Here is a 25652-nt window from a genome sequence, read left to right as displayed (position 1 = left end):
CTTAATTACTATGAAAAAAATTACTCTAATTCTCGTTCTAGCAATTTATTTTACTCCAACCTACTCCCAATCTAATCCTTCTATTGACATCCTTTTTAGGAATAGTTATAAGGTTTTTGAACTTCAGAGACTTCCTAACGGAATGTATAGAGATTCGAAACTATTTAGCGGAAATGATTATCATCCGATATCAGCTGCTAATACAGGCATGGGATTAGTCGCAATATGTATTGCCGACGCGATGGGCTGGATTACTAACGGACAGGACTTGGCTTTGGCAACGCTTAAAACTGCAACGGGACATACTCAGGGTTTTACACCTGATAGAACATCTAATGGATATTACAGACATTTTATGGATATAGATACGGGGCAACAAGCTTGGGGTTCTGAATACAGTACTATCGATACCGATATTTTAATGTCGGGAGCATTATTTGCAATGAAGTATTTTAAAAATGATGAAATCACAAAGTACACATTAGAAATGTGGAATTCAATTGATTTTGAAGCTGCTATTTCTGATGCTTCAGGAGGAGCTATTTATTTATCAATGAACGCAAACGGAACGGGCATCACTGGTTCTGCCGGGCCTTATAATGAGTACATGATACCCGCTTGGCTAGCTAAAAATGCCTCACAAACCCCTACTGGACCAGGGAATGTATTGTGGAATAATCATTACAGCTCTCCAACTCAATTACCAAAAGTAAATTATAATTCTATTCCAGTTTTATCGGATAATGCTACACGTTTTATGCCTTCATTTACACATCAGTTCAATTATTATCTCTGTAATTACTTTACGACTTCTAATGACTATATGCTGTATTTTAAAAATGCGCAACAAGCCGATTTAGAATGGTGGAATAATCAGGGAGGAAATACCTATCAATAGGGATGCGGTGCTGGTTCAGCTATTTCGTCCTCCTATCATGCAGATGCAATAAATGATAATCCTGATCAGATTGCATCACCTCATATTATTGCTGGATTTATTCCTGTAAACCCTAATAGTAAAAATGATTTAATTGCATTATGGGATAACAATAAAGGCAAGTATCTTTTACCAAATTCTACTGACCCAATTTTATGGAGACATAGTGTAAGCAATACAGCCTGGATACCTAATGAAATCATTGGTGTCGATTTTTCTACCATGCTCTTTGGGATTGCTACTTTACCCGAATATTTGGGAACTAGTTTCTTCTCAACCAATAATGCATTTTTTCCTTTACCAACACCATCTCTAAGCGTATCAAGCTTCAATTCTAATACCATAAAACTTTATCCAAATCCGTTTGTAAATACCTTTAAATTAGAATTAGAGGAAATGAACGAGAATGTTTCAATAAACATAAATGATTTAACAGGGAAATCGGTTTACAATAAAACTTTTTCGGAATTAAAAGATCTTGATATTCAGCTAAACATGAGTAGTGGTTTATACGTTATCGATGTAAAACAAAATGGAGAATCGAGAAAGTTTAAAGTAGTAAAAAAATAATATTGAATAATATATTTCGTAAAGTTCAACTTTTGCACCTGATCCTTTTTGCTCTTAGTCATAAAAACAAGAAAAACCATAAAAGTTAAACCCCGAAACTTTCGTTTCGGGGTTTAACTTTTATGGAGAAAGACTCTAAAGTCTTTATTCTTAATCCTAGAAAAAATAAGAATTACAAAATATAATTTAGGCGAAGATTACTTCATTTTCAGCTTCATAAATCATCATAGGATAAAAAATTGTTTAGCAATTTCTAATACAAGAATCAACTCACCTATCCAATCACTGCTAAACTTAAAACTACATTTTATTATTTAAAACTTCGAAACTATTCTACTTCACATTGAGGACATATCCTAAATGTACATTTAAGATTTTAATAATAAATTAATACACAACAAACACATTTCAAAAAGAAACAGGTAATTATACTTATTGTAATGTGCAGCATTTCTTCTAATTTCAAACACACTATAAACGACTCAAATACAGTATTTTAAAATTCAAAATCATCTATTTTAAGCAGAGACGGTAAAAATAATTCTAAAGGTAGACTAAGTAAAATTTATGTTCTAAAATTTAAAAAGTAATCTCCTGCTGTTATTTCGGTTTCCCATGGATAAAAATTCGGCATTCATACCATTTTTTTCTTTTAAACTATTGTGTACTAGTAACTTTATTATGAAATAAACCCCAACTGGATTTATTCTCAAAATATGTTTTTTTTTAATTAATACTTCATAAGTATCAGCCTCACTGTTTTCTCGTAGCTATAAAGTTATGCGTGTTATACTATATCAATAAGAAATAAAAAGTGGAATTCAGAAACCACTTTAATAAACGAGGCGTAACCTGAAAAGCCATATGAGTAGGGAACAAAAAAATAAAAAAAAATGGAAAATTCAATCGACTTAGAACAAAAAACATGCCCTTATCAAGCTCAAAATGCTCTACAAGCACAACAAGCAAGTACAGTAGCGTTAATTCCAGACATTACAACGCCACTTGTATCAACAACTAATCAGCCACCAGTTGTGGGGCCTATTAATCTCGGACTTTTAAATAATCTTATTGGTACCTGGAACAGCCCTACCGGAGATGCTGCAACGGGCTATAATGTTATGCCCTTGCCTCAGACAGATGCTCCAAATGGATACATTACTAAAAACTTCCCTTATTTTGAAGAAATTACATTTACGCCTATAGCAGGTGGAGCACCAAATCGCGCGGGAAATTTTACACAAACAAGTGGAGTGTTATTTTATGAACAACGAGTATACATTGCAAACAATGCCCAGCCAACTGGAAGCCAGCCAATTGAAAATACTTTGATTCATGCCGAAAATGGCACTTGGTTATATCATTTTATACAACAACAAATGGAAGGACCTTATGGTCCTGGCAAAGTTCAAAACCCTTCAATTCCTGCACAAGATCCAAAAGTTCAGTATAACAAACAAATTTCGGTACCTCATGGAGTTTCCGTTTTAATGGTAGGAGGTCCAGTTGTTACCGGAACAGGAAATCCGGCTTTCCCAACCGCAAATAGAACTCAATTACCGTTTACAGATCCCAATATTATTGACCCATCAACCTATTTAACGAACCAATTAAAATCATTGAACGACAAAGGCATCACAGTTGTTAGCTATTCTAGCATTAATGTTAGCTCAAATGAAATATTAGGAGGCGGAATAAATAATATCCATTTTGAGGCTTCTTTTGGGAAAGTAGTTTCAATGGATACTACCTGGTATATTGAAACGTTGAGTAACGGAACTGTTCAATTACAATACATTCAAAATATTATTTTACAGTTTGAGATTAATGGTTATCCAAAACAGTTTTCACATATTGATGCTAACACTTTACAACTTGTGGAAACGTATGTACAGGTCGATGCAAAATTACCATGGCAAAATACAGGAATTACTGTACAACCTGGGAAACCAATAAGTATAAATTACGATTCAGGCCTATGGACTGCTGATCCTGCTACAAACAATGGTAATTTATATGACGCAAATGGATACTCAGGTTATAAGATAGATCTTCCATTCTATCCACTTCAAGGTGTAAATATGGGATCGCTTATAGGTCAAGTTGGTACAAATCCTCCATTCTTGATAGGAAACGGCCCTGTTACAACTCCTGCAGGACAAACTGGACTATTAAGTTTATGTATTGACGATGATTTAAATGCTAAAGGTGGGGCTGGATTAGCCGATAACGTTGGTAGTTTACAGGTACGCATAAAAGTTTAAAATACTAAAAAAGGCACTTTAAAATGAAGTATTTATAACCCAAAGATAAATACGTCTCCAAATCTACAATATCAGAAAAATGAAACCTACAAAAGAATTTACAGTGGCAGATTATCTGCTCACGCGTCTCAAGCAATTAAATGTTACCGAAGTTTTCCAAATCCCAGGCGATTATGTAAAACACTTTACGCAGGCCTTAGAAGACTTTGAAGGTATTAAAACCATTGGAGCTTCAAACGAATTAGATGCTTCTTATGCAGCAGATGCTTATGCTCGTACCCGAGGTTTAGCCGCAGTTTCCTTACAATATGGAGTAAGTACTTATAGTGCATTAAACGCTATTGCCGGAGCTTATGTAGAGCGTAGCCCAGTTATTGTAATTAGTGCTACTCCCGGAGCAGATGCCCGGCAAATAGGCAGTATGTACAACGTACTTTATCATCATTCTACAGGTAATCTCAATGCCGATCAGGAAATTTACGAAAGAGTAACTGTTGCAGCCGAGACTCTAAGCAGTTCTGTAAATGCTCCCGAAAGAATCGATAAATTAATCATTGCAGCACTTACACACCAGCGACCAGTGTACATAGCATGTTTTAAAGAAGTTTGGGGCGAACCTTGCCCCAAACCTTCGAATAAAAAACTAACACCGCTGATAATAAAAAGTGAAGTAGCAGCACTTAACAATGCTGTTTCTCAAGCTTGGAGTCAAATTAGTCAAGCAAAATCTCCTCTTATTCTTGCAGGTGTAGAAATCTTACGACACGATTTATCAAATCAATTAGAAGAACTTATTAAAGAAAGTGGCATGTTGTACACTACAACTTCACTAGGAAAAACAGTTCTGGATGAGAAAGGAGATAAATTTATAGGAACATATTCTGATCAAGCTTCAATACCCGAAGTTATCAAACTGGTTGAAGCTTCTGATTGTATTCTATCACTAGGAACTATCATTACCGATGATTATTTATGGTTGGTCGAAAATAAATTTTCGGATATGATTCAGGCAACCACTCAAGAAATGAGAGTTGGTTATTTTACGTATACTAATGTAAGCCTAAAAGACTTTATCGAAGCATTAATAGAACGTTTTAAAAAAGCCGCAACATATCCTTTAAAAACTGTGGCACCAGCTCAACCAAAATTCCCAGAACCCTGGATATCCAATTCAGATCCTAAATACGATAAAACACCCGAAGTAATAACGTTTAACCGTTTTTTTGAACATACGGTATCTTTCTTAAAAAAGAACAAAATGTTAGACGATATTGTTATGACTTTTGGTGTAAGTACCTCTATGTATGTGGCAACTAATATCTACGGATTATCTAAGAATGCATATATTTCTTCGGCTGCTTGGCAATGTATTGGTTTTGAAACCGGTGCTGCATCTGGTGCGCAACTTGGGAGTGGCAAACAAGCCTGGACTGTAGCTGGCGATGGTGGTTTTATGACGGTAGCACAATCACTTTCGACTCTTGTAAAATACAATATCAACTCAATACTCTTTGTAATGAGTAACGGAGTATATGCCATAGAGCAAGTATATGTAAATATAGATGCATTTAAAGCAGGACCATCTCATAAGTTTGATGCATTTGATATTCTTCCAAAATGGGATTATCAGGCACTTGCCAAAGCATTTGGTGCAAACAGCTACCGAGCCGAAACAGTTACTGAACTAAACGAAGTACTACTTAATCTCAAAAAGAAAACTCACCTCCCAACCTTAGTCGAAATTGTAATTCCTCAAAAAGATCTGGCACAGCAAATGGCAAGATTGGGTAATGAATAAAAGCAATCACAAAACAACCGAATAAAAATTTTAAAAACATATAATCATGAGTACAAAAACATATTCAATTTTTGGAGCTGGTGCAGCTGGACTCTATACCGCTTGGAGATTACTTGACGGAACTTCCAAAAACAAAAAAAACGAAAAATTACTTGTCAAAGGGGATATATTAGAACTCTATGACTGGGGGAAATACGATTTTTCTAAAAAAAATCCTGGAACCAGAGAACCAGGTGCACGTGTTTGTACATGGCACTATAAAGACAATAAAGATAATTCGTACTTAGAATTGGGTGGTATGAGATATTTGTATTGGGACGGAACCCCTAAGGGACCAGGACATCGTTTAGTAACTAAAGCCATAGAAAAACTAGATTTAAAGAAAGATTCAATTCCTTTTAATGAATCTGCAGATCCACTAATGTCTTTGCGTTCTAAAAACATGTATATATCAGATGTTACTTCTAACCAGCCAGCTCCTTATGCTGCAAACAATTACGGTGAAGATGCTCCACCAGATGATGGATTTACAGCCATACAATCTGTAGCTATTACTCAAGATTCTGGACCAGTTACCCGAAGAGAGTGGTGCAAATTTTATGAAGATGGAAAAATTAATATTGAAATGCCTGAAAGTTCTATCTTCAAAAAAGGAGATTTGCTAAAAGAAATTGGGTACTGGAATCTCGGTTATGATATGCTTGGACAAGAAGGATTCAGCTATTTATCTGACGGTAATGGCTATAGTTCAAACGTAGTAAACAGCAATAGTGCACAGTCCTTTAATGTCAATGACGAGTTTACTCCAGGAACAGAATACAAAACTTTAATAAAAGGATATTCGAGCTTATTTGATTCCTTATTTGAAGAAGTCGAAAAACTAGCAAAACAAAAAGGGATTACTCTCAATTATTATCCAAATACGCGATTGCGTTCTATTTTACATACCAAGTCAGGAATACATTTTACAACAGCAAAACGTGAATCTCCTGATAAACTTGCAGAAAGTAAAAAATGTGATGCTGCATTTCTTGCAATGCCAAGAGCTGCCATAGAATTAGTAGCTGAAGCAACTAGATATTCCGATGCAGAAGGTTTAGATGTATTAAATCACGAAAAAGTTCAGTTGTATTTAGAATCTGTAATCATGGAACCTTCATACAAAATAGGTATGTTTTTTAAGACTCCGTGGTGGAGAAAAACTACAGACGGAGGTCCTACTTATCCTGCCAAACTAACAAGTTACTTTCTAACACTGGAGGGAATAGCTAAATTAAAAAAAGAGAATTTCCCTGCTGAATATCTAAATAAAATAAATAATCCAGCTATTATAGGTATTCCGTTTAACGATAAAGCCAGTTTTATTGCTGCTGTAGAAAATGCAATCCAAGAGCGCCTAACTTTTAAACAAGAAAGCCAAATTTTAACTGTAGCCGAATTAGATACCATTGGGCCAAGTATTACTGATATGCCTATCCGACAAGTAGTTTATTTTGGTGATAATGCCAGAAATGAAAAAGGAGATAAAGTATATGGTATTCTTGCCAGTTATGATGATATCCAATATTCAACATTCTGGAAAGCTTTAGAACTCGGTCCAAAAGCAACACGTAAAATTCCAGAATCCAGAGATTGCCAACCACTCGAAGGACCGAGAAAGGCCACACCTGTAATGGTAAAAATGCTTCGTTCACAATTGGCGGCATTACATTTTGGACCGCAGACAGATTATTCAGCTGTACCAGAACCTTTAGAAACTAAGTATATGGACTGGTCGCTCCCTCCTTTTAATGCGGGTTACCATGCCTATAAATCACATTATAATTTAGGTGATGTGCAAAGAAAAATTAGAAAACCATCACAACTTGTTCCAAAAACAGATTGCGATATTTTTATAGTTGGTGAAACGTACTCAAATGATCAGGCTTGGGTAGAAGGTGCTTTTTGTACAGCCGAATCTGTTCTTAATGATTTTTTCGGCATTGAACCAATTATAGATGAAAAATACTATCCATTTATTTCTCCAGAATAACACTCTAAAAACTGTAACTATGTACGAAAGCCCAAAAACTTTTTACACTTACAAATGAGCTGACAAAAGAGAACCTCAAAGAGGTAATACAACACCAAATTTAATGGGTTGAAAAAGATAGTTCTTTTTCAACCCATTAAATATAGTTACTATGAATAATTTTTTATAGTTGCAGAAAATGGACAAAAAAGTCAAAATACCATTACAAGATTTCCAACAATGGATGTAACAACTTCTGTCTGATCCATACGAACAAACAGGAATCAAGCCTAGTAGTTTACTTTCTAATGCATCAAATAAATCATGTCTGACAAGACAAAGAGTAGAAATAAGAAAAGTCATAAAAGCAAAAAACCCGAAACTTTCGTTTCGGGTTTTAAATACTGGCGGAGAAAGAGGGATTCGAACCCCCGGACCTGTTACAGTCAACAGTTTTCAAGACTGCCGCATTCGACCGCTCTGCCATTTCTCCAGTATGTCGCTTTCATTTCCTGATTGCGAGTGCAAATATAAGACGCTTTTTTGATTATAACTAATCGAATTTCCAAATACAATAAAATTAAATCGTTTGCTAGAATTTAAGCTACCTAAAAATCATGTGAAGTAGTAAAAGTTTATCAATCTAAAAGCAATAAGTTCAACATCAAATTTATGTTTAAAAGACTAAGAGACTGCTATTTTACTTATCTATTCTGGATCAAGAACAAAACCTGGGGAGGAATGTCAAAATAAAATAAGAACTTTGTAATCTAAGAATTTGAGATGACTCCTATAGACCTTTTAAAATTTATGCTGCCTGATTTTTTAGTAGAACACTTTGAAATAGTTTCTAGCACTAACACAGAAGAAGTACTACACCTTTATTTCGAAGAGAGCGCCAAGCCTCCACAAGAGTTTGATATGTTTGAATTACTATCAAAGGGTTTTCAAGATGAGATTACTATTCAGGATTTTCCATTAAGAGGCAAATATGTGTATTTACATATCAAAAGACGCCGCTGGACCAATAAAACCAATGGAGAAATTATAAAAAGAGATTAGGCATTAGTAGCCAAAGGAACTCGCATGACGCAGGAGTTTGCAGCTTTTTTAAAAGAAATTAATCGATAAAAGTGCTACCGATTGTCATACTATTGGAGGCTTCTTCGGAGTCAATGGAAAAAAACTTCAAAGACAATATAAAAAACATCTAAGCTCTTTTAGTACATGGACTCCGCGCGAACATGCGCACCAGTGGATTGTTTACCCCGAAAATATGGGTACTCATTTATCCATTGATGAAGTAGCTTTGTCTCAGGGTGAACTCTATACTATTGTGACCAACAAGAAATTCAAAGGCAAAAAAGGCTGCTTAGTGGCTATTGTTGCAGGAACCAAAGCTGATCAGGTCATAGAACACCTCTGTAAAATTGATTACAAAAAAAGATCTTGTGTAAAAGAAATAACACTTGATATGGCTAATTCCATGAAGTTAATATCAAAGAGAGCCTTTCCAAAAGCCATACAAGTAACCGATAGGTTCCATGTTCAAAAATTGGCATTGGAAGCATTACAAGAAATCAGAATCAAACATCGATGGGAAGCTATGGATTTTGAAAATCAATTAACATTACAGGCAAAAAAAGAAAATAAAAGATATATCTCACAGCTTTTATCAAACGGAGATTCTGTAAAACAGCTATTAGCCAGAAGCAGATACCTACTTTATAAATCTCGCGAAAAATGGACAAAGAGCCAAAAAGAAAGAGCTCAAATGCTCTTTGATCTATATCCAGATATAAAAACAGCCTATAATCTAAATCAACAACTTCGAGGGATTTACAATAATCACAACGATAAACATATTGCTATGACCAAACTAGCACATTGGTATAGAAATGTAGAGGAGTCAGGTTTTAAAAACTTCAATATTCTGCTCAATACTATAACTTTTAACTACCAATCAATCTTAAACTATTTTGATAATAGAAGTACCAATGCTTCTGCCGAATCTTTTAATGCAAAAATAAAAGCATTTAGAAGCCAATTTAGAGGTGTAAGAAATATTGATTTCTTCTTGTTCAGATTATCTAATCTTTTTGCTTAATCCCCAACTTTTGCATCTGATCCCTTAATCCCTAACTTTTGAACAAGATTCAAGAAAACTAGAAAAGTCATAAAAACAAAAAACCCGAAACTTTCGTTTCGGGTTTTAAATACTGGCGGAGAAAGAGGGATTCGAACCCCCGGACCTGTTACAGTCAACAGTTTTCAAGACTGCCGCATTCGACCGCTCTGCCATTTCTCCAGTATGTCGCTTTCATTTCCTGATTGCGAGTGCAAATATAAGACGCTTTTTCGGTTCTCAAAACTTTTTTAGAGCTTTTTTGACGATTATTTTAAATTAATTTTCAACTACCTAATTATCAGTATTTCTCTTTTAAAATAATTTTGCGCTAATTTGCAAATTAGTCCATAATCGGGATCGGTTTTTTATTTTCATCAACCGCAACAAACGAAAAAGTACCTGAAACTACCGTCTCGCGAAGTTCAGAGTACATTTGTTCCATGAAAATATCTACATGAATTTTACAACTTGTTCTCCCAACACTATCAACTTTTGCAACTAATTCAATTAATGTTCCAGCCGGAATTGCTTTTTTAAAGTCAATTTGTCCAGTTGAAATCGTTACCACTTTCTTTCGGCTGAATCTGGTAGCACAAATAAAAGCAACTTCATCCATAAGATGAAGTGCAGTTCCCCCAAATAAAGTATCATAATGATTCGTTGTACTCGGAAAAACAGCTTTAAATATACGTGTCTCAGATTTTACAATTCTTTCTTCAAATGTGTCCATATACTTTAATAGCTTACGTATTCTGTTATTTCAAGTCCGTAACCTATCATACCAACACGTTTAGTTTGTTCTGTATTTGATACTAATCTAATTTTAGAGATATCAATATCATGTAAGATCTGTGCTCCTATTCCGTAGTCTTTACTATCAATGATTACTTTTGGAGCTTTCATCACTCCTTGAGATTGTAATGTCTTAAGCTCAGCAATACGGTTTAATAAATTTACAGCTTGCATATCCTGATTAATAAACAATACTGCACCTTTACCGTTCTCATTAATAACCTTAAACATATCATCCAATTGTTGTTCTGGATTATTAGTTAAAGTACCTAATAAATCATTATTTACCTGAGATGAATTAATTCTGGTAAGGATAGATTCACCCAAACTCCAAGTTCCTTTTGTTAAAGCAATATGAATTTGTTTATTTGTTGTTTGCTCATAAGCTCTTAAACGGAAAGTTCCGAAACGAGTCTCTATATCAAAATCTTCTTTTTTTACAATCAAACTATCGTGTTGCATTCTATATGCTACCAAATCTTCGATAGAAACCAATTTTAAATTGAATTTTTTAGCAACTTCTACAAGTTGAGGTAAACGAGACATAGTTCCGTCCTCATTTAAAATTTCGCAAATTACACCCGCTGGTTTAAACCCTGCTAGTCTTGCAAAATCGATAGCTGCTTCAGTATGTCCTGTTCTTCTTAATACACCACCTTGTTTAGCTACCAAAGGAAAAATATGTCCTGGTCTTGCCAATTCATATGGTTTTGTATTAGGATCTGTTAATGCAAATACAGTCAGAGATCTATCGGCAGCAGAAATTCCTGTAGTAACTCCATTTCCTTTTAAATCAACCGAAACTGTAAAAGCAGTTTCCATATGATCTGTATTATTGGTAACCATTGGTTTTAAATCCAACTCTTTGCAACGACTTTCTGTTAATGGCGCGCAAATTAATCCACGTCCGTGTGTTGCCATGAAATTAATCATTTCTGGTGTTACCTTTTCGGCTGCAGCAAGAAAATCACCTTCATTTTCGCGATCTTCATCATCTACTACAATGATTACTTCACCTTGACGAATAGCTTCAATAGCTTCTTCAATGGTGTTGAGTTGTATTTTATTTGTTGACATAATTAGGTTTTGTTTTGAGAAGGAATAAACTTCTCAGAGAGTTTTTTAAATAACTTGTTCAATGGAGCCAAAATAGTATCCATATTAATTAAACCAATATCGTTTGTAGCACGATAAGTTAACAAAACGGCTAATGGTGTAAGTATGAAAGTAGACATCCATGCTCCCATAAAAGGAGTTAATCCGTCTTCTTGTGAAATTCTTTTTCCAAAAGTATTGATAAAGTGAAAAGTAATAAATATCAAAACTGCAAAAACTATTGGTAATCCAAGTCCTCCTTTTCGGATAATTGCCCCGAGTGGTGCACCAATAAAAAACATTAAAAAACAAGCAAAAGCAATCACGAATTTCTCGTAAAGCGCCGTAAGATGACGGTTAATATTTCGTTGTTTTTCTTTTAATTCATTTTTTGTAGCGTCAATAGAATACATTGCGCTTGTAAGATTGCTACTTGCCACTTTAAGTATTTCCGACTTTTTATCATTGGCATAGAGTGATAAAATATCGTTTGGCAAAGGTTTTTTCTTTTTATCTAATTTAGCTGTTGGTATACCTTTGGCAATACCCACTTTTTGATTGATGTTTTCTGAGAAAGAAAGTATTTCGGTATCTAAATTTTTACTTAATGAATCCAGCGTATAACGCAATTCACTAGCATTTAGCATTCCGTTTGTATTACCTATTTCCTGACTATCATCTACTTTATTTAATTCGGACAAATCGATGTTGATGATTTGCTTTTTAAATTTCCCTTTTATAAAAGGCATTTTACTTCTGTCTTCGTATTTCTTAGGCGTTACATCTTGGTAATAGTAACCATCATTAAGAACTAACTGAAGAATACTAGATTTATCATTACTTATTAATTCGCCAGTTTTAGATTTAATAACGGTTTTATTTTCACCACTATTATTTGCTTTTTCATGAATGGTTACTCCTGTAAGCTTATTTCCGTTTTCGCCTGATTTTTTATTTACCTTAATATTATAAAAACCAACATCGCTAAATTGTCCTTCGGCTATAGCCATTGCAGGCTTAGCTTGCGCGATGCTTTTTCTAAAATTAATAAATTTATATTCAGCGTAAGGAATTACATTGTTTGCAAAGAAGAAGGCAACAATACTTAAAAAACAGATAAACACTATTAAACCTCTCATAGCTCGCTGTAGCGAAATACCCGAAGCTTTCATTGCTGCAAACTCATAGTTTTCAGCCAGATTTCCGAATGTCATAATCGAAGCTAGTAAAACCGATAATGGCAATACCAACGGGATAATTCGAGGCATCGAAAACAATAAGAATTTAACAACTAAAATTAAATCCAAATCTTTACCCGCCAACTCGGCTATAAATAGCCAAACGGTTTGAAGAATGAATATAAAGAATAGAATTACAAATACAGTAGTAAATGTAAGAAGGAAAGTTTTTAGTAAGTATTTGTCTAGTATTTTCAACCCGTAATTAGTCTAGTTTATTGATGTAGTAATTTGGATATTTACTTTGCGCAAAGGTAAACTGATTTTTTGATAATGGCTGATTGGTTTTAAAAGAATTAACGGTTAAAGTAGTTTTTGTTCCGTTTTTACCCATTTCGATTAAATTATAAATATGCTTTGTTTGCACATCAATCCCCAAAAGAATCTCTTTACGCTGGTCTTTAGCGCTTGTTGGATTTAATTTTATGTATTGAATTTTTCTTCCTTTTACGTTCTGAACAATATCCATTGCATACTTATAACCAGAATTAAAAAAAGTCAACATTTTTGAAGGCGTAATCGCATTATCATCTTTTTCGTTAACTTTAGAAATCGTAATTTCCTCGTCTTCAGGAACAATTGTATATGTTTTTTGTCCGTCGAATATTTTGGTAACACCCATAAAATTCAATACAAACTGATTTCCTTTTATAGTTACATTTCCTTTGCTATCCTGATTAATGTTTTCTTTGGCATTATTCAGAGTATATTTAAAATCGATTACGATATTATCGTAGCTTTTTACTTTTGCAGTTACCTGATCCAATAATTCTTTGGCTTTTTTATCTTGGGCCTGAACAGAAAAAGTGACAAGGAATAAAAAAACAATTTGAAAAACCTTTTTCGCAAGGCCGTTTACATTATTTTTTTTGAAGTTTTGAATCGTTGATTTCATGATTTAATTGTTTTGTTCATTGTTAAAAAATTGATCAAGAGAACTTAAATCTAAAATATTTACACTTCTGGCTTTACTACCTTCAAATGGACCTACAATTCCTGCTGCTTCTAATTGATCTATCAATCGACCTGCACGGTTGTAACCCAGCTTTAATTTTCTTTGTAATAATGAGGCCGAACCTTGTTGGGCATTCACAATTATCTCGGCAGCCTCTCTAAATAAAGTATCTCTTTCAGAAATATCCATATCAAGATTAATGCCAGTTTCTTCTCCTACAAACTCTGGAAGCAAATAAGCAGTAGAATATGCTTTCTGTGAACCAATAAAATCAGTAATTTTTTCAACCTCTGGTGTATCGATAAAGGCGCATTGTACACGAACAACATCGTTTCCGTTGGTATATAATAAATCTCCACGTCCTATTAACTGATCTGCTCCTTGCGTATCTAAAATAGTTCGCGAGTCGATTTTTGAGGTAACTCTAAAGGCTATTCTCGCAGGGAAATTGGCTTTTATCAAACCTGTAATTACGTTAACCGATGGTCTTTGTGTCGCGATTATTAAGTGTATACCAATAGCACGAGCCAATTGCGCTAAACGAGCAATAGGAACCTCAACTTCTTTTCCTGCTGTCATAATTAAATCGGCAAACTCATCAACTACCAAAATAATATAAGGTAAGAATCTATGTCCTGCTTCTGGATTTAATTTTCTAGCTTTAAATTTATCATTGTATTCTTTGATATTTCTAACCATTGCATCTTTTAATAAAGAATAACGGTTATCCATTTCAACACAAAGTGAATTTAATGTATTTACAACTTTTGCATTATCAGTAATAATTGCATCTTCGGTATCTGGAAGTTTAGCCAGATAATGTCTTTCGATTTTATTAAATAATGTTAACTCTACTTTTTTAGGATCCACCAAAACAAATTTCACTTCGGCTGGGTGTTTCTTATATAATAATGAAGTAAGAACTGCATTTAATCCAACCGATTTTCCTTGTCCCGTAGCTCCTGCCATCAATAAGTGAGGCATCTTGGCTAAATCGACAACAAATGTTTCGTTAGAAATTGTTTTACCCAAAGCAATTGGCAATTCCATTTCGGCTTCTTGAAATTTAGCCGAACCAATAACGCTTTTCATCGAAACCATCGTTGGGTTTTTATTAGGAACTTCTATACCAATTGTTCCTTTTCCTGGAATTGGAGCAATAATACGAATTCCTAATGCCGATAATGACAATGCAATATCGTCTTCCAGACTTTTAATTTTCGAAATTCTGATTCCAGCTTCTGGTACAATCTCATACAATGTTACCGATGGACCTACTGTGGCTTTAATCTGTGCAATTTCGATTTTATAGTTTCGAAGTGTATCTACAATTCTATTTTTATTTTCTTCTAATTCTTCCTGATTGATTGTAATTCCTCCAGTAGAATATTCTTTTAATAAATCGATTGTAGGGAATTTATAATTAGATAAATCCAAAGTAGGATCAAACAAACCAAAATCGGCAACTAAACGTGATGCCAAATTTTCTTCGATTATATCTTCTTCCGGAGCTTGTTCTATTACAAAAGATTCATCGTGCGAAGCAACAACCTCAGGTGCTTTAGACGCAACATCCATTTTGATTGGCTTTATAACCGGATCCAAATTTATCTCAGATGAATGAGCAATCGTTGGTTTTAAAGCTTCTTTATTAATTTCGAATTGAGAATCTGGAGTTTTTAAATGGATATTATCTAACTCTTCATTTTCATCAATCGCAAATTCTTCTAAATTATAAGCACCTTTATCTGTATTTAATGAAGATGATGAATTTAAACCTGAACGAAGTTCTTTTTTGGTATTATCAAAAAAGGCTTGAATCTTATCTGGTGATATTTTTATTTTGAAGATTAAATAAATAATCAATCCAAAAAGCAAACTTAACAAAGTTCCTGTTTTACCTATATAATCTTGTAAAAACAAATTAAGCTCATACCCTATCGTTCCGCCTAGCTCTGGTGCCGATGTAGCAAAAAAACCAAACAATACCGATATTATAATAATGACAAATAAATCCCAAAACCAGATGTTTTTAAGTTTTCTTAGCGAAAGCTCCAAAATCAGAAACATTCCTGTTAAGAAAAATAAACGAACAAATATAAAAGAGGCTAATCCGAATCCTTGGTAAACCAATAAATCGGCTAAATAAGCCCCGAATTTTCCGAGCCAGTTTTGCACAGGTTCGCTTCGATCAGTAAGTGCTGTTAATGCGCTCTGATCTGATTGTCCGTAGATATAAAAGGAAATAAAAGCAACTAATAATGCAACGGAAAATAATACCAAAAGGCATCCCAAGACAATTTTTTGTTGCTTGGTCATTTTCTTAGACGTAACTGTCTCAGATTTGGATTTATTTTTATTGTCTACAGTTTCTTTTTTTGTTGTTTTTGCCATTCTTATTTTGGGTGCTAACCGCTTAAATATTTTGTATATATGGTATATATATTGTTAATCCGATTGCTATTGCTGTCATTGCTGCAAAAAACACTGCGCCTGCAGCAATATCTTTAATAAAACCTATTCTTTCGTGATAATTAGGATGAATAAAATCGGCTACTTTTTCTACAGCGGTATTCAATCCTTCCACGCTTAATACTAAACCGATGGCTAATATTTGAAAAAGCCATTCGGTATTTGTAATATGAAAATAAAATCCAGCAATTGTCATTATGATTCCTAATGAAAATTGCACCATTACGCTATGCTCTGTGCTTATAAGCTTTGCAGCTCCTTTATAAGCATAGGTAACGCTTTTTAATCTTCCTTTAAAAAAAGAATTATCTTTTTTAAATTCCATTCTTTGGATTTTATAGTGCAGCTAATGCAGCTTCGTAATTAGGCTCATTTGCAATTTCTGCAACTTGTTCTGTATGTGTAACTTTTCCGTTTTCATCAACAACAATAATCGCTCTTGAGTGTAAACCTGTTAATGGTCCGTCAACGATTTCTAATCCGTTTGCTTTACCAAAAGCTCCTTCTTGAAAATCTGACAAATTAACTACATTCTCTAATCCTTCTGCACCACAAAAACGTTTTTGAGCAAATGGTAAATCTCTAGAAATGCATAAAACTGTAGTGTTCTCAAGATTACTTGCATTCTCATTAAACTTTCTAACTGAAGTTGCACAAGTTCCTGTATCGATACTTGGGAAAATATTTAAAACTAATTTTTTACCAGCAAAATTGCTCAATGAAGCAACCGAAAGGTCATTTTGTACTAATTTAAAATCAGCTAGTTGTGAACCTACTTTTGGTAATTCTCCTGATGTATGAATTGGATTTCCTCCTAATGTTATTGATGCCATGTTGTTTGTTTTTTTATGAGGTTCAAAAGTAAGGATTAAAATTTGAATCTAAAAGAATTTGTTATCGGTTTAGGGATTGTTTCCTAGTGTGCGTTTGTCGTTGTATACATAACCTTTGTCAAAGTTTTTTCACTTTGACAAAGGCTGAATCAAAACTTTGCGTCATTTTGATTGTGGTAGACGCACTGCGGTGCGCCTCTACAGTTGCGATATCATTACTAATTTTATTTAATAGTATATACTCTATTTCTCTTTCTTCTATCTTCTATCTTCTATCCTCTTTCTTCTATTCTCTTTCTTCTATTCTCTTTCTTCTATTCTCTTTCTTCTATTCTCTTTCTTCTATTCTCTTTCTTCTATTCTCTTTTCTCCGCGAGAGGGATGGTCGCTGGCTACCGAAGTAGCGCAAACAGCCCGACAGCATTAAGGAAAGGGGCGTATATAGATTTTGCTTGGTTTGCCCCTTTTTTTAATGGTGGCTCGCCCAAAGCTTGATTATAGGCAATAAAAAAACGCACCCCGTTAAGAATGCGTTTTTAATAATAATTATTTTTTTTAACCTTTTAAGCCTAATAATTATTTATCGATTGATCCTAAAACACGTTTCATAAACGTATTTAATGCTTCTTTTTTATCAGTTCCCTGAACTACCATTTTATGCACTTCTAATGCTCCGTACATATTAGAAATCAATTCGCCGATTACATCTAATTCTTCATCTTTTAATGATGGAATTTCGGTCATTGCCTCCAAAACTTCAATAGTTTCGATGATATAATCCTGATCGTTTTCTTCTATAAACTGCGTTAATTGTTTTATTACTGGTAATTTCATTTTTTTATTGTTTAAAGTTTAAGGTTTTAAAAAGTTTAAGGTTCAAAGTTTGCGAGTAAAAATTGCTCGATGAAGTTTAACTGTTAAGTTCGTCAACTTTAAACATTAAACTAAAAAAACTTTAAAGAATCTCGTTTACTAACTCGATTAATACTTCTTGTTTGTTGGTTTGTGTTTCGTTTACCAATTTACCATTTACGAATGTTGCAAATGTTGGTAAGTTACTCACATTAGCTAATTTTCTTGATTCTGGTGAATTTTCGGCATCTACTAATACAAAAGTTAAGCCTTCGTTTTCTGTAGCTAATTTTTTGAATTTTGGTTTCATTATGCGGCAATTTCCACACCAAGAAGCCGAATATTGCACGACAACTTTCTCATTTTTAGCAACTAAATCTGCTAAAGTATCTTCATTTAATTCGATTAACATTTCTTTTGTTTTTTAAAGGTTCAAAGTCGCAAAGGTTCTAAGGCACTAAGTTTTAGATCTTAGAACCTTGTGACTTTTTATTTTGAGATTGTAATTTATTAAGATTCTATTGTGTTCGAGTTTAAATCTTAGAGACTTTGCAACTCTGAACCTGCAGAACCTTAAAAAAAATTAGTTTGCGCTTAAATACTCAGCTGTACTTAATCTATCTGCGCTCATTGCTTCTTTACCAGCTTCCCAGTTTGCAGGACAAACTTCTCCTTTTTCCTGGATATGTGTGTAAGCATCTACCATACGTAAGTACTCGTTTACGTTACGACCTAATGGCATATCGTTAACACTTTCGTGGAAAATTTTTCCTGTTTCATCAATTAGGTAAGTAGCTCTGTAAGTTACGTTTGAACCTTCGATGATAACTGAATCTGTTTCTTCGCTGTATTCTGTAGAATCAATATCTAAAATTCCTAAAATGTTAGATAAGTTACGGTTTGTATCAGCTAAGATTGGGTAAGTTACCCCTTCAATTCCACCATTATTTTTTGGAGTGTTTAACCAAGCAAAGTGTACTTCGTTTGTATCACATGAAGCTCCGATTACGATTGTATTTCTTTTTTCAAATTCTGGTAATGCAGCTTGAAAAGCGTGTAATTCTGTTGGACATACAAAAGTAAAATCTTTTGGGTACCAAAACAAAAGTACTTTTTTGTTCTTGTTTACTGCTTCTTCAAAAATATTGATTTTTAAATTATCTCCCATTTCTGAGATGGCATCAATTGCAATACTTGGGAATTTTTTTCCTACTAAAGACATATCTTTCGTTTTTAAGTTAATTATTTATTTGATGCAAAAGTAATGTATAAACCCATCCGGAAGCAATAGGATGTGATTATAAAAATTTATCCATTAATAAACTTTAGCTATGATAGAAAAATGTGTTTTTATAATTTATTGAAGTTCAATATTTACCGGTAATTTCCCTATACAATTAGAATTTTCTAAAAGTTGAATTCCTGCATTTTTTTGAAACGTAATAAAATCCTGATATACTTCGATAAGTCCTAAAGCTTGTTTTGCATTAGGAATTAATGATAAAACATACGGATTTCCGAAAACGTAAAGTATACATTTTTTAGTTTTTAATAATTTCCCTAAAAGTTCTAAAACCGATTCTTCGATATCGAAATTGTTAAGTGGTTTTGCTTTTGGTACAAATAACGAAATGATAATTGTATCGAATGGTCCTAAATCCTGTTCTACTGAAGAAATTGTAGTATTACCTACTTCGATTGCAAATTCAGGACTCGCTAATTGTGTATTTAATGTTTTAAAGAAATCATTGTCTACGCTTTTGTATAAGCTTAATTTGGCAAGTGTATTATTTGCATGTGCTTTAAAAACAGTTTCGGTAGTAGAATTATCTATAATTTTTGTGATACTGTTTTGTGCTATTTTTTCGTTTAATAAAGCTGTTTTTTCAAAATCTAAAATTCCTGAACCTGCTTCTGCCTCATTAAGGATTCCTGCTTTTTCTTTGCATTTCCAGATTCTATTAAAACTTTCTTCGATACGTTCTGGCGAAGCATTTTCTAGAATTGCCTGAATTCCTTCGGGTACATTTTCGGCAAAACACAACACATCGTTTCCTGCATTAAATGCCTCCCACTCTAGTTGTCCTTTTACATCATATAATTTTGATACGCTGTGCATATTTAATGCATCCGAAATCACTAATCCGTCATAACCTAATTGTTCTCGTAATAAGGTTTCGATAATAGGTTTTGATAATGTTGCTGAGGTATCTTTTCCTGAGTTTAAAGCTGGAACTGCAAGATGTCCTATCATAATAGAATCGACATTATGCTCGATTCCTTTTATAAATGGATATAATTCGTTTTCTAGTAATTCGTCTAATGTTTCTTTTAGAACTGGCAATCCTAAGTGAGAATCTACATTGGTGTTTCCGTGTCCGGGGAAATGTTTTAAACAACCTAAAACTCCAACATCTGACATTCCTCTTAGATATTCTAAAGCAAAATGGGAAACTTTTTCTTTGTTCTCTCCAAATGAACGATACCCTATAACTGGATTATCTGGATTATTATTTATATCTGCCAATGGTGATAAATTATACTGAATCCCTACCGATTTAAGGTCTTGCCCTATTTGTTTTCCTACTTCGTAAACCAAATCTGATTTGCTCTCTGGCAAAGCTCCAAGGGTAATTGCATAAGGATATTGTGGTGTTTTTTCTACACGCATTGCTAATCCCCACTCGGCATCGATACTTATTAAAAGTGGTGTTGGAGCACATTTCTGGAAACGCTCTATTCTCTCTTTTAACTGTTTGTAACTATCATCGTTAAAAACGATTTTTTTATTGCCTTCGTAATTTGTTGCAGCACTGGCTCGACTATGAAAAAAAGTCAATCCGCCGATATTATATTCTTGTATTAATCGTTCAGTTTCCTGAATATTTTCTTCGGTATCATTTATAAAAACTGCAGGAAAGAAAAACTGTCCTACTTTTTGTTGCAATGTTTGTGGTATTTTGCTCATTAGTTAATTGTTTTTTTCATGCATACACTATTATCCATAACATCATATGGAGGATAATTTGGTATTATTGAATATTCTGCTTTTTTGTATAGCGATATCGCCTCTGGTTGGTTTATGCCAGTTTCTAATATGGTTTGTTTGTATTCTATTTCGGAAGCCCAAAGTTCTAATTCGGCTAGAATTCTATATGCGATTCCTTTTTTGCGATAATCAGGATGCACAAACATTCTCTTAATCTCGACAGTTTGATCGTCATATCTCCTAAAAGCGCCACAACCTGCGGCCACTCCATCTTCATAATACACAACTACATGTTTTATTTTATCTGTTTTATTAAACTGATTATAAAAATCGTGGTCATCTCCATCCCTAATTTTTAAATCCTGATCTAGTAAATAAACCAGATTTGTAAAATCGATATTGTCTGATGTTGTTCTTTTTAATGTAATCATGATGATAAAAAACTATAAAATTCCTGTTTTATTTAAGCTTCTTTTTCTTCTGTTTTTCAAGTAGTGCTTTGGTTTGCAATGCTTTTTCTAGTCTATTTTTAAACCTAAAAAGTTTTGGCATTCCTTCAATTCTATCTTCGAGCGTAATTTCTTCGTAAATTAGAATGGCTTTTTCTAACACTCGAATTTCATTATCTACATCATTCTGATTTTTATAAATAGTTGCCAATCTATCATAAGAGTGATTTCCTCTAAAACCTTCATTACTATTTTCTTCGTATAACGCAATTGCTTTTTCAATCTCTCCTGCTTTTTCAAATTCAATTGCTTTCAGGTTACGTTCAACCTGTATGTTTTCATTGATTTCCATGGGCGTTATATTCTAATTAAATCTTATTCTATCTTCTTACCAAAGTCTTTTGGAAAGAATAAAAATCGGGAAAGTATTACTCCCGGAATTGTTGCCAAAAATACCCATATAAAGAAATTTCCGTATCCTAAATATTCCTGAATATATCCGCTTACCATTCCTGGTAACATCATTCCTAGTGCCATAAATCCTGTTGCAATAGCATAATGTGACGTTTTTGATTCTCCTTCGGCAACATAAATTAAATACATCATAAAGGCTGCAAATCCGAAACCGTAACCAAACTGTTCTACAATTACAACAGCATAGATATAATAAATAGAGGATGGATGAAAATAAGCCAATAATATAAAACCAATAATAGGTAAATGCATTGTTAGGATCATAGGAAGCATCCATTTAGTAAGTCCATGCCTTGAGATAGCAATTCCGCCTAAAACCCCACCAAGCATTAATGCAATTAATCCGAAGGTTCCGTAGATTAAACCAATATCTTCGGTATCTAATCCCATTCCGCCTTTTTCAATTGTTTTATTGCTTCCTTTGCTAGCTACTAATTGATTTACAAAATCTATCCTGGGCTTATTTAAGCTTTTATATTCTTTAGCATCTTTATTTTCTACTTCTTGTAATAGATTTTTCGAATTTCTTTTCTCAACCTGAATTGGTAATTTCGAATACACTAATTTTAATTCATCATCAGATAATTTTTCTCCTGTCTTAATTTTTGAATTATAAATTGCTAAAGCTTTACCCTGACTTTCATCTGAACTTGTTTCGACTAATTCATATTTTATTGGATCTACTAAAAATGGCGTTAGCATTTTCATTAATTGAGATTCTCCTAATCTAAACAATAGGATAAAAGCTAATGCTAGTACAATTTGTTTTTTTCTGAAGAAACTTGCAAAAACGGAAGCAAAACTTTGATCTGCAATTTCTTTAGCAGTTCCTGCTGCATTAGTTTCTGTTCTTGGTGTCGAGAAATAATTGTATGTCGTTATAAATGTCATTAATAAACCAACAAAAATCATTGTATATGACCATGCTTTGCGATTATCTCCGTATTTGTGCTCCAAATAACCAGCTAAAAGCACAATTAATCCGTTTCCTGCCAACATCGAAAGTCTGTAGAATGTGCTTCGGATTCCGAGAAAAAAAGATTGTTGCTCTTTGGGTAAAACCAATAAATAAAACCCATCGCTCGCAATATCATTAGATGCCGAGGCAAAAGCCGCAACCCAAAATATGGCTAAGGTTAATATGAAGAAATTATTTAGCGGAATGGTGAATCCGACAATTAAAAACGCAATCGATATAATTAATTGCATCGATAAAAACCACTTTCTTTTGGTTCCGTTCAACTCTATAAACGGGCTCCATAATGGCTTAATTACCCAAGGCAGGTATAATAAACTGGTATAAACACCAATATCTTCATTTGTAATCCCTAAGTTTTTGTACATAAGTACCGAAACCGAAATAATTACCGCATAAGGCAATCCAGATGCAAAATTCAAGAATGGAATCCAAAACCAAGGTTTATTTTCTGTTTTCATCTGTTATTTCAGCTACGTTTATTTTAAATCCTTTTTTTAAATCTATAATAGTTGGAGTACTTTCGTTTGCATAATAATCGATAAATGTGATTGCGCAAGCTTTGTACTTTTTCATTGTTCGCTCTGAAAGAACAAAATAAATAGCTCCATCAATTTCATGAACTGTCAATTTATCTATAATTTGTGTAGCGTCATTTATATCAAGTTTTGCTTCACTCTCGGCACCATAAACTACCATGTAACGTACTTTGGTATTCTGCGGATAGGTAACTTTAAATGAGTAATTAACACTATCTTTTGTAAACTCGCTTACTGTAGGAACATCAGCTACTACCTTTCTAAGATTAGGAACTGCAAGCGGAATCGCAGGATATTTATATTGATTCTCTGCCAAAAGGCGTACTACATCCTGGTTTTTATTTATAAGCAGTTTAGCACTAAAATAAGCACTTCCGGTTACGTTACTAAAACTTCTGGCATAATCAACCTGATTAGGAATTTCTGTTGCAAGATTCCAACTTTTATCACTATCGGCTCTAATTTTATACGGACTATGCCCGATATAAATAGCAACATTATTAGAGTTTTCTGACCACCACTTTACTAGTTTAGAATAATTAGCTCTCGGATTATTCATACTCCAATACAGTTGAGGTATTATGTAATCAATCCATTTGTTATCCATCCATAAAACAGGATCTGCATATAAATCATCATAATTAGATGTCGATTGTGTATCTGAACCTTTTGGATCTTTAGATTTATTACGCCAAACCCCAAAAGGGCTAATCCCAAATTGTACCCAAGGTTTGCAAGTTTTTATCGTAGTCGAAATAGTATGAACAAAGCTGCTCACATTAGCTCTACGCCAATCGGCTAGACTAACACCATTCCCATATTTTTTATAAGAAGCTGTATCATTAAATTGTTTTCCAGGAACTGCATAAGGATAGAAATAATCATCAAAATGTATTGCATCAATATCATAATTCTCTACAACTTCTTCTACAATCGTAGTTAAATGCTTCTGAACTTCGGGCAAGGCAGGATCATAATATATTCTTCCTCCATATTCTATCATCCATTCTGGATGCTTGATTATATCATGATTTGGGCTTAAGCTATCTTTTTTTAAGTCGAATGCAGCTCTGTATGGGTTCATCCAAGCATGAAACTCAAATCCTCTTGCATGTGCTTGTTCAATCATCCAAGCCAAAACATCATAATTTGGTTTTGGTTCCTGTCCTTCTTTTCCTGTCAAGTAACGCGACCAAGGTGCTAACTCTGAAGGATAAAAAGCATCTCCAACACTTCGTATCTGTACAATTACAGCATTAAAATTTAATTTTTTATAAGTATCCAGAATTTCGAGATAATCAGCTTTTTGTTTTTCTCCACCATCTATTTTACTTTTAGGCCAGTCAATATTAACAACAGTTGCAATCCAGACTCCTCTAAATTCGTTTTTAGGATGCTGTTCTTTTTTCTGAGCGGTTACACTCCACCCTGAAAATATAAAAAATAAAAAAAATAATATTACGTGCTGATTTTTATGCATTTCAATCTTAATTTATACAGAAACCAAAAATAGTTTTTTTAGTGAAGTTTACAGGATAATTTATTAATAAAAATTTATAACTTACAGAAATGTAAGCATTAATAAACCTAAACAGAATCTACATTTAATTAAACAACTATATATGAACCAAATATAATTGTTTTAGTTAAGAGTTAAATCTGATTTTATAGTCGTACTTCCATTATGGTAAACTCCTGCCCTGACTTAAAAAAGGTTATCTGAGTATCTATTAATCCAAATTTCTCGTAAAAAGACTTTTTGTTTACTCTCGCATTACACCAAACCCGTTTTATATCATTAGTTTTAGCACGTTGCAAAATATATTCCAAAAGCTTTGTTGCATAACCTTGCCCTTGTTCTTCTGTTAATGTTGCTAGTTTCCTAAATTGCATTTCCTCATTATCCTCAAAACAAGAAACGATAGCAACGAGTTCAGATTCATTATATAACCCAAAATGTACGCCTAAATCGTCTTCCTTTAATTGTACAAATTCAAAAGGCATATCGGGCCACATCACTTTATGCCTGATTCCCCAAGTTTCTGAAGCCTGAATTTCCTTGATTATCATAATTACTTTTCTTTAACTTGGACAAGAACCCAAATTTAGAATTTATTATTACAAGTGAATCTGGTTTGACTCACAAAGCTTTTATAATTTTTTACAGAATTCACCTATATTAAACTTCTAACATATATGCACTTTTACTTCATAAATCATATTAATAAAAAACACATCCTACTATATTTCAAACAAATACAAAACACTTTCTTAAAAAAA

Annotated in this window: 24 protein-coding genes and 2 tRNA genes; 7 read left to right on the top strand and 19 right to left on the bottom strand. The window is 33.5% G+C overall.

Annotation, left to right across the window (positions count from 1 at the left end):
* Nucleotides 1-10: 10 nt before the first annotated feature.
* Complete coding sequence (locus ACJ6WR_RS17575; RefSeq protein ID WP_409415975.1) at nt 11-898, top strand: hypothetical protein; 888 nt, start codon at nt 11-13, stop codon at nt 896-898.
* Between the two features lie 80 nt (nt 899-978).
* On the opposite strand, the gene ACJ6WR_RS17570 is transcribed toward ACJ6WR_RS17575, so the two are convergent.
* Nucleotides 979-1281: a hypothetical protein gene (locus tag ACJ6WR_RS17570; protein ID WP_409417946.1), complete on the bottom strand. Its 303-nt coding sequence runs from the start codon at nt 1279-1281 to the stop codon at nt 979-981.
* Here ACJ6WR_RS17570 and ACJ6WR_RS17565 point away from each other — a divergent pair.
* The 4 genes from ACJ6WR_RS17565 (at nt 1193) to ACJ6WR_RS17550 (ending at nt 7601) form a co-directional block, all read left to right on the top strand.
* Nucleotides 1193-1507: a T9SS type A sorting domain-containing protein gene (locus ACJ6WR_RS17565; RefSeq protein ID WP_409417936.1), complete on the top strand. Its 315-nt coding sequence runs from the start codon at nt 1193-1195 to the stop codon at nt 1505-1507. The two genes, ACJ6WR_RS17570 and ACJ6WR_RS17565, sit on opposite strands and share 89 nt — an antisense overlap.
* 893 nt (nt 1508-2400) lie before the next feature.
* The gene (locus tag ACJ6WR_RS17560) at nt 2401-3771 is read left to right on the top strand and encodes a heme-binding protein (RefSeq protein WP_409415974.1); all 1371 of its coding nucleotides are present in this window, start codon (nt 2401-2403) and stop codon (nt 3769-3771) included.
* 79 nt (nt 3772-3850) lie between these two features.
* On the top strand, nt 3851-5569 hold the full coding sequence (locus tag ACJ6WR_RS17555) for an alpha-keto acid decarboxylase family protein (RefSeq protein ID WP_409415973.1): 1719 nt from the start codon (nt 3851-3853) through the stop codon (nt 5567-5569).
* 46 nt (nt 5570-5615) lie between these two features.
* On the top strand, nt 5616-7601 hold the full coding sequence (locus tag ACJ6WR_RS17550; protein WP_409415972.1) for an FAD-dependent oxidoreductase: 1986 nt from the start codon (nt 5616-5618) through the stop codon (nt 7599-7601).
* 384 nt (nt 7602-7985) lie between these two features.
* Here the strand turns inward: ACJ6WR_RS17550 and ACJ6WR_RS17545 are convergent.
* Nucleotides 7986-8073: transfer RNA gene (locus ACJ6WR_RS17545), tRNA-Ser, on the bottom strand.
* Between the two features lie 290 nt (nt 8074-8363).
* Here ACJ6WR_RS17545 and ACJ6WR_RS17540 point away from each other — a divergent pair.
* Nucleotides 8364-8642, top strand: a complete 279-nt coding sequence (locus ACJ6WR_RS17540; protein WP_409415971.1) for a transposase — start codon at nt 8364-8366, stop codon at nt 8640-8642.
* A 214-nt stretch (nt 8643-8856) separates the two neighbouring features.
* The gene (locus ACJ6WR_RS17535; protein WP_409415970.1) at nt 8857-9687 is read left to right on the top strand and encodes an ISL3 family transposase; all 831 of its coding nucleotides are present in this window, start codon (nt 8857-8859) and stop codon (nt 9685-9687) included.
* Between the two features lie 113 nt (nt 9688-9800).
* Here ACJ6WR_RS17535 and ACJ6WR_RS17530 read toward each other — a convergent pair.
* The 17 genes from ACJ6WR_RS17530 to ACJ6WR_RS17450 form a co-directional block, all read right to left on the bottom strand.
* A tRNA-Ser gene (locus ACJ6WR_RS17530) sits at nt 9801-9888 on the bottom strand.
* A 160-nt stretch (nt 9889-10048) separates the two neighbouring features.
* On the bottom strand, nt 10049-10438 hold the full coding sequence (locus ACJ6WR_RS17525) for an acyl-CoA thioesterase (RefSeq protein WP_039113884.1): 390 nt from the start codon (nt 10436-10438) through the stop codon (nt 10049-10051).
* Nucleotides 10439-10443: 5 nt separating this feature from the next.
* Nucleotides 10444-11577 carry a 3,4-dihydroxy-2-butanone-4-phosphate synthase gene (gene ribB, locus ACJ6WR_RS17520; protein ID WP_035624622.1) on the bottom strand — a complete coding sequence of 378 codons (1134 nt, stop codon included), beginning with the start codon at nt 11575-11577 and terminating at the stop codon, nt 10444-10446.
* Between the two features lie 2 nt (nt 11578-11579).
* Complete coding sequence (locus ACJ6WR_RS17515; protein ID WP_039119651.1) at nt 11580-13031, bottom strand: LptF/LptG family permease; 1452 nt, start codon at nt 13029-13031, stop codon at nt 11580-11582.
* Nucleotides 13032-13038: 7 nt separating this feature from the next.
* Nucleotides 13039-13728, bottom strand: a complete 690-nt coding sequence (locus tag ACJ6WR_RS17510; protein WP_409415969.1) for a LolA family protein — start codon at nt 13726-13728, stop codon at nt 13039-13041.
* A gap of 3 nt (nt 13729-13731) precedes the next feature.
* Nucleotides 13732-16182, bottom strand: coding sequence for a DNA translocase FtsK (locus ACJ6WR_RS17505; protein ID WP_039113881.1), 2451 nt, complete (start codon nt 16180-16182; stop codon nt 13732-13734).
* Nucleotides 16183-16204: 22 nt separating this feature from the next.
* The gene (locus tag ACJ6WR_RS17500) at nt 16205-16585 is read right to left on the bottom strand and encodes a diacylglycerol kinase (RefSeq protein WP_039113880.1); all 381 of its coding nucleotides are present in this window, start codon (nt 16583-16585) and stop codon (nt 16205-16207) included.
* Nucleotides 16586-16595: 10 nt separating this feature from the next.
* Nucleotides 16596-17093 (bottom strand): thiol peroxidase, encoded by a 498-nt coding sequence (gene tpx, locus ACJ6WR_RS17495; RefSeq protein ID WP_039113879.1) that lies wholly within the window; start codon nt 17091-17093, stop codon nt 16596-16598.
* Nucleotides 17094-17669: 576 nt separating this feature from the next.
* Nucleotides 17670-17927, bottom strand: coding sequence for a DUF6952 family protein (locus ACJ6WR_RS17490; protein ID WP_035621165.1), 258 nt, complete (start codon nt 17925-17927; stop codon nt 17670-17672).
* 121 nt (nt 17928-18048) lie between these two features.
* Nucleotides 18049-18357, bottom strand: coding sequence for a co-chaperone YbbN (locus ACJ6WR_RS17485; protein WP_086893709.1), 309 nt, complete (start codon nt 18355-18357; stop codon nt 18049-18051).
* A 171-nt stretch (nt 18358-18528) separates the two neighbouring features.
* The gene (locus tag ACJ6WR_RS17480) at nt 18529-19167 is read right to left on the bottom strand and encodes a peroxiredoxin (protein ID WP_039113877.1); all 639 of its coding nucleotides are present in this window, start codon (nt 19165-19167) and stop codon (nt 18529-18531) included.
* Between the two features lie 135 nt (nt 19168-19302).
* On the bottom strand, nt 19303-20913 hold the full coding sequence (locus ACJ6WR_RS17475) for a glycoside hydrolase family 3 protein (protein ID WP_409415968.1): 1611 nt from the start codon (nt 20911-20913) through the stop codon (nt 19303-19305).
* Nucleotides 20913-21365, bottom strand: a complete 453-nt coding sequence (locus tag ACJ6WR_RS17470) for a GNAT family N-acetyltransferase (RefSeq protein WP_039113875.1) — start codon at nt 21363-21365, stop codon at nt 20913-20915. The genes ACJ6WR_RS17475 and ACJ6WR_RS17470 overlap by 1 nt, the downstream gene beginning before the upstream one ends.
* Before the next feature lie 28 nt (nt 21366-21393).
* Nucleotides 21394-21735 carry a hypothetical protein gene (locus tag ACJ6WR_RS17465; protein WP_409415967.1) on the bottom strand — a complete coding sequence of 114 codons (342 nt, stop codon included), beginning with the start codon at nt 21733-21735 and terminating at the stop codon, nt 21394-21396.
* A gap of 23 nt (nt 21736-21758) precedes the next feature.
* Nucleotides 21759-23294 carry an MFS transporter gene (locus ACJ6WR_RS17460; protein ID WP_409415966.1) on the bottom strand — a complete coding sequence of 512 codons (1536 nt, stop codon included), beginning with the start codon at nt 23292-23294 and terminating at the stop codon, nt 21759-21761.
* Nucleotides 23278-24852 (bottom strand): glycoside hydrolase family 10 protein, encoded by a 1575-nt coding sequence (locus ACJ6WR_RS17455; RefSeq protein ID WP_409415965.1) that lies wholly within the window; start codon nt 24850-24852, stop codon nt 23278-23280. The genes ACJ6WR_RS17460 and ACJ6WR_RS17455 overlap by 17 nt, the downstream gene beginning before the upstream one ends.
* Nucleotides 24853-25037: 185 nt before the next feature.
* A complete protein-coding gene (locus ACJ6WR_RS17450; RefSeq protein ID WP_409415964.1) occupies nt 25038-25442 on the bottom strand; it encodes a GNAT family N-acetyltransferase in 405 nt (134 codons plus the stop codon).
* Between the last annotated feature and the right edge of the window lie 210 nt (nt 25443-25652).

The sequence above is a fragment of the Flavobacterium sp. PS2 genome, from assembly GCF_046250155.1.
Classification (GTDB): domain Bacteria; phylum Bacteroidota; class Bacteroidia; order Flavobacteriales; family Flavobacteriaceae; genus Flavobacterium.
The sequence above is the reverse complement of the archived record's forward strand: the minus strand, read 5'-3'. Positions and strand labels throughout refer to the sequence as shown.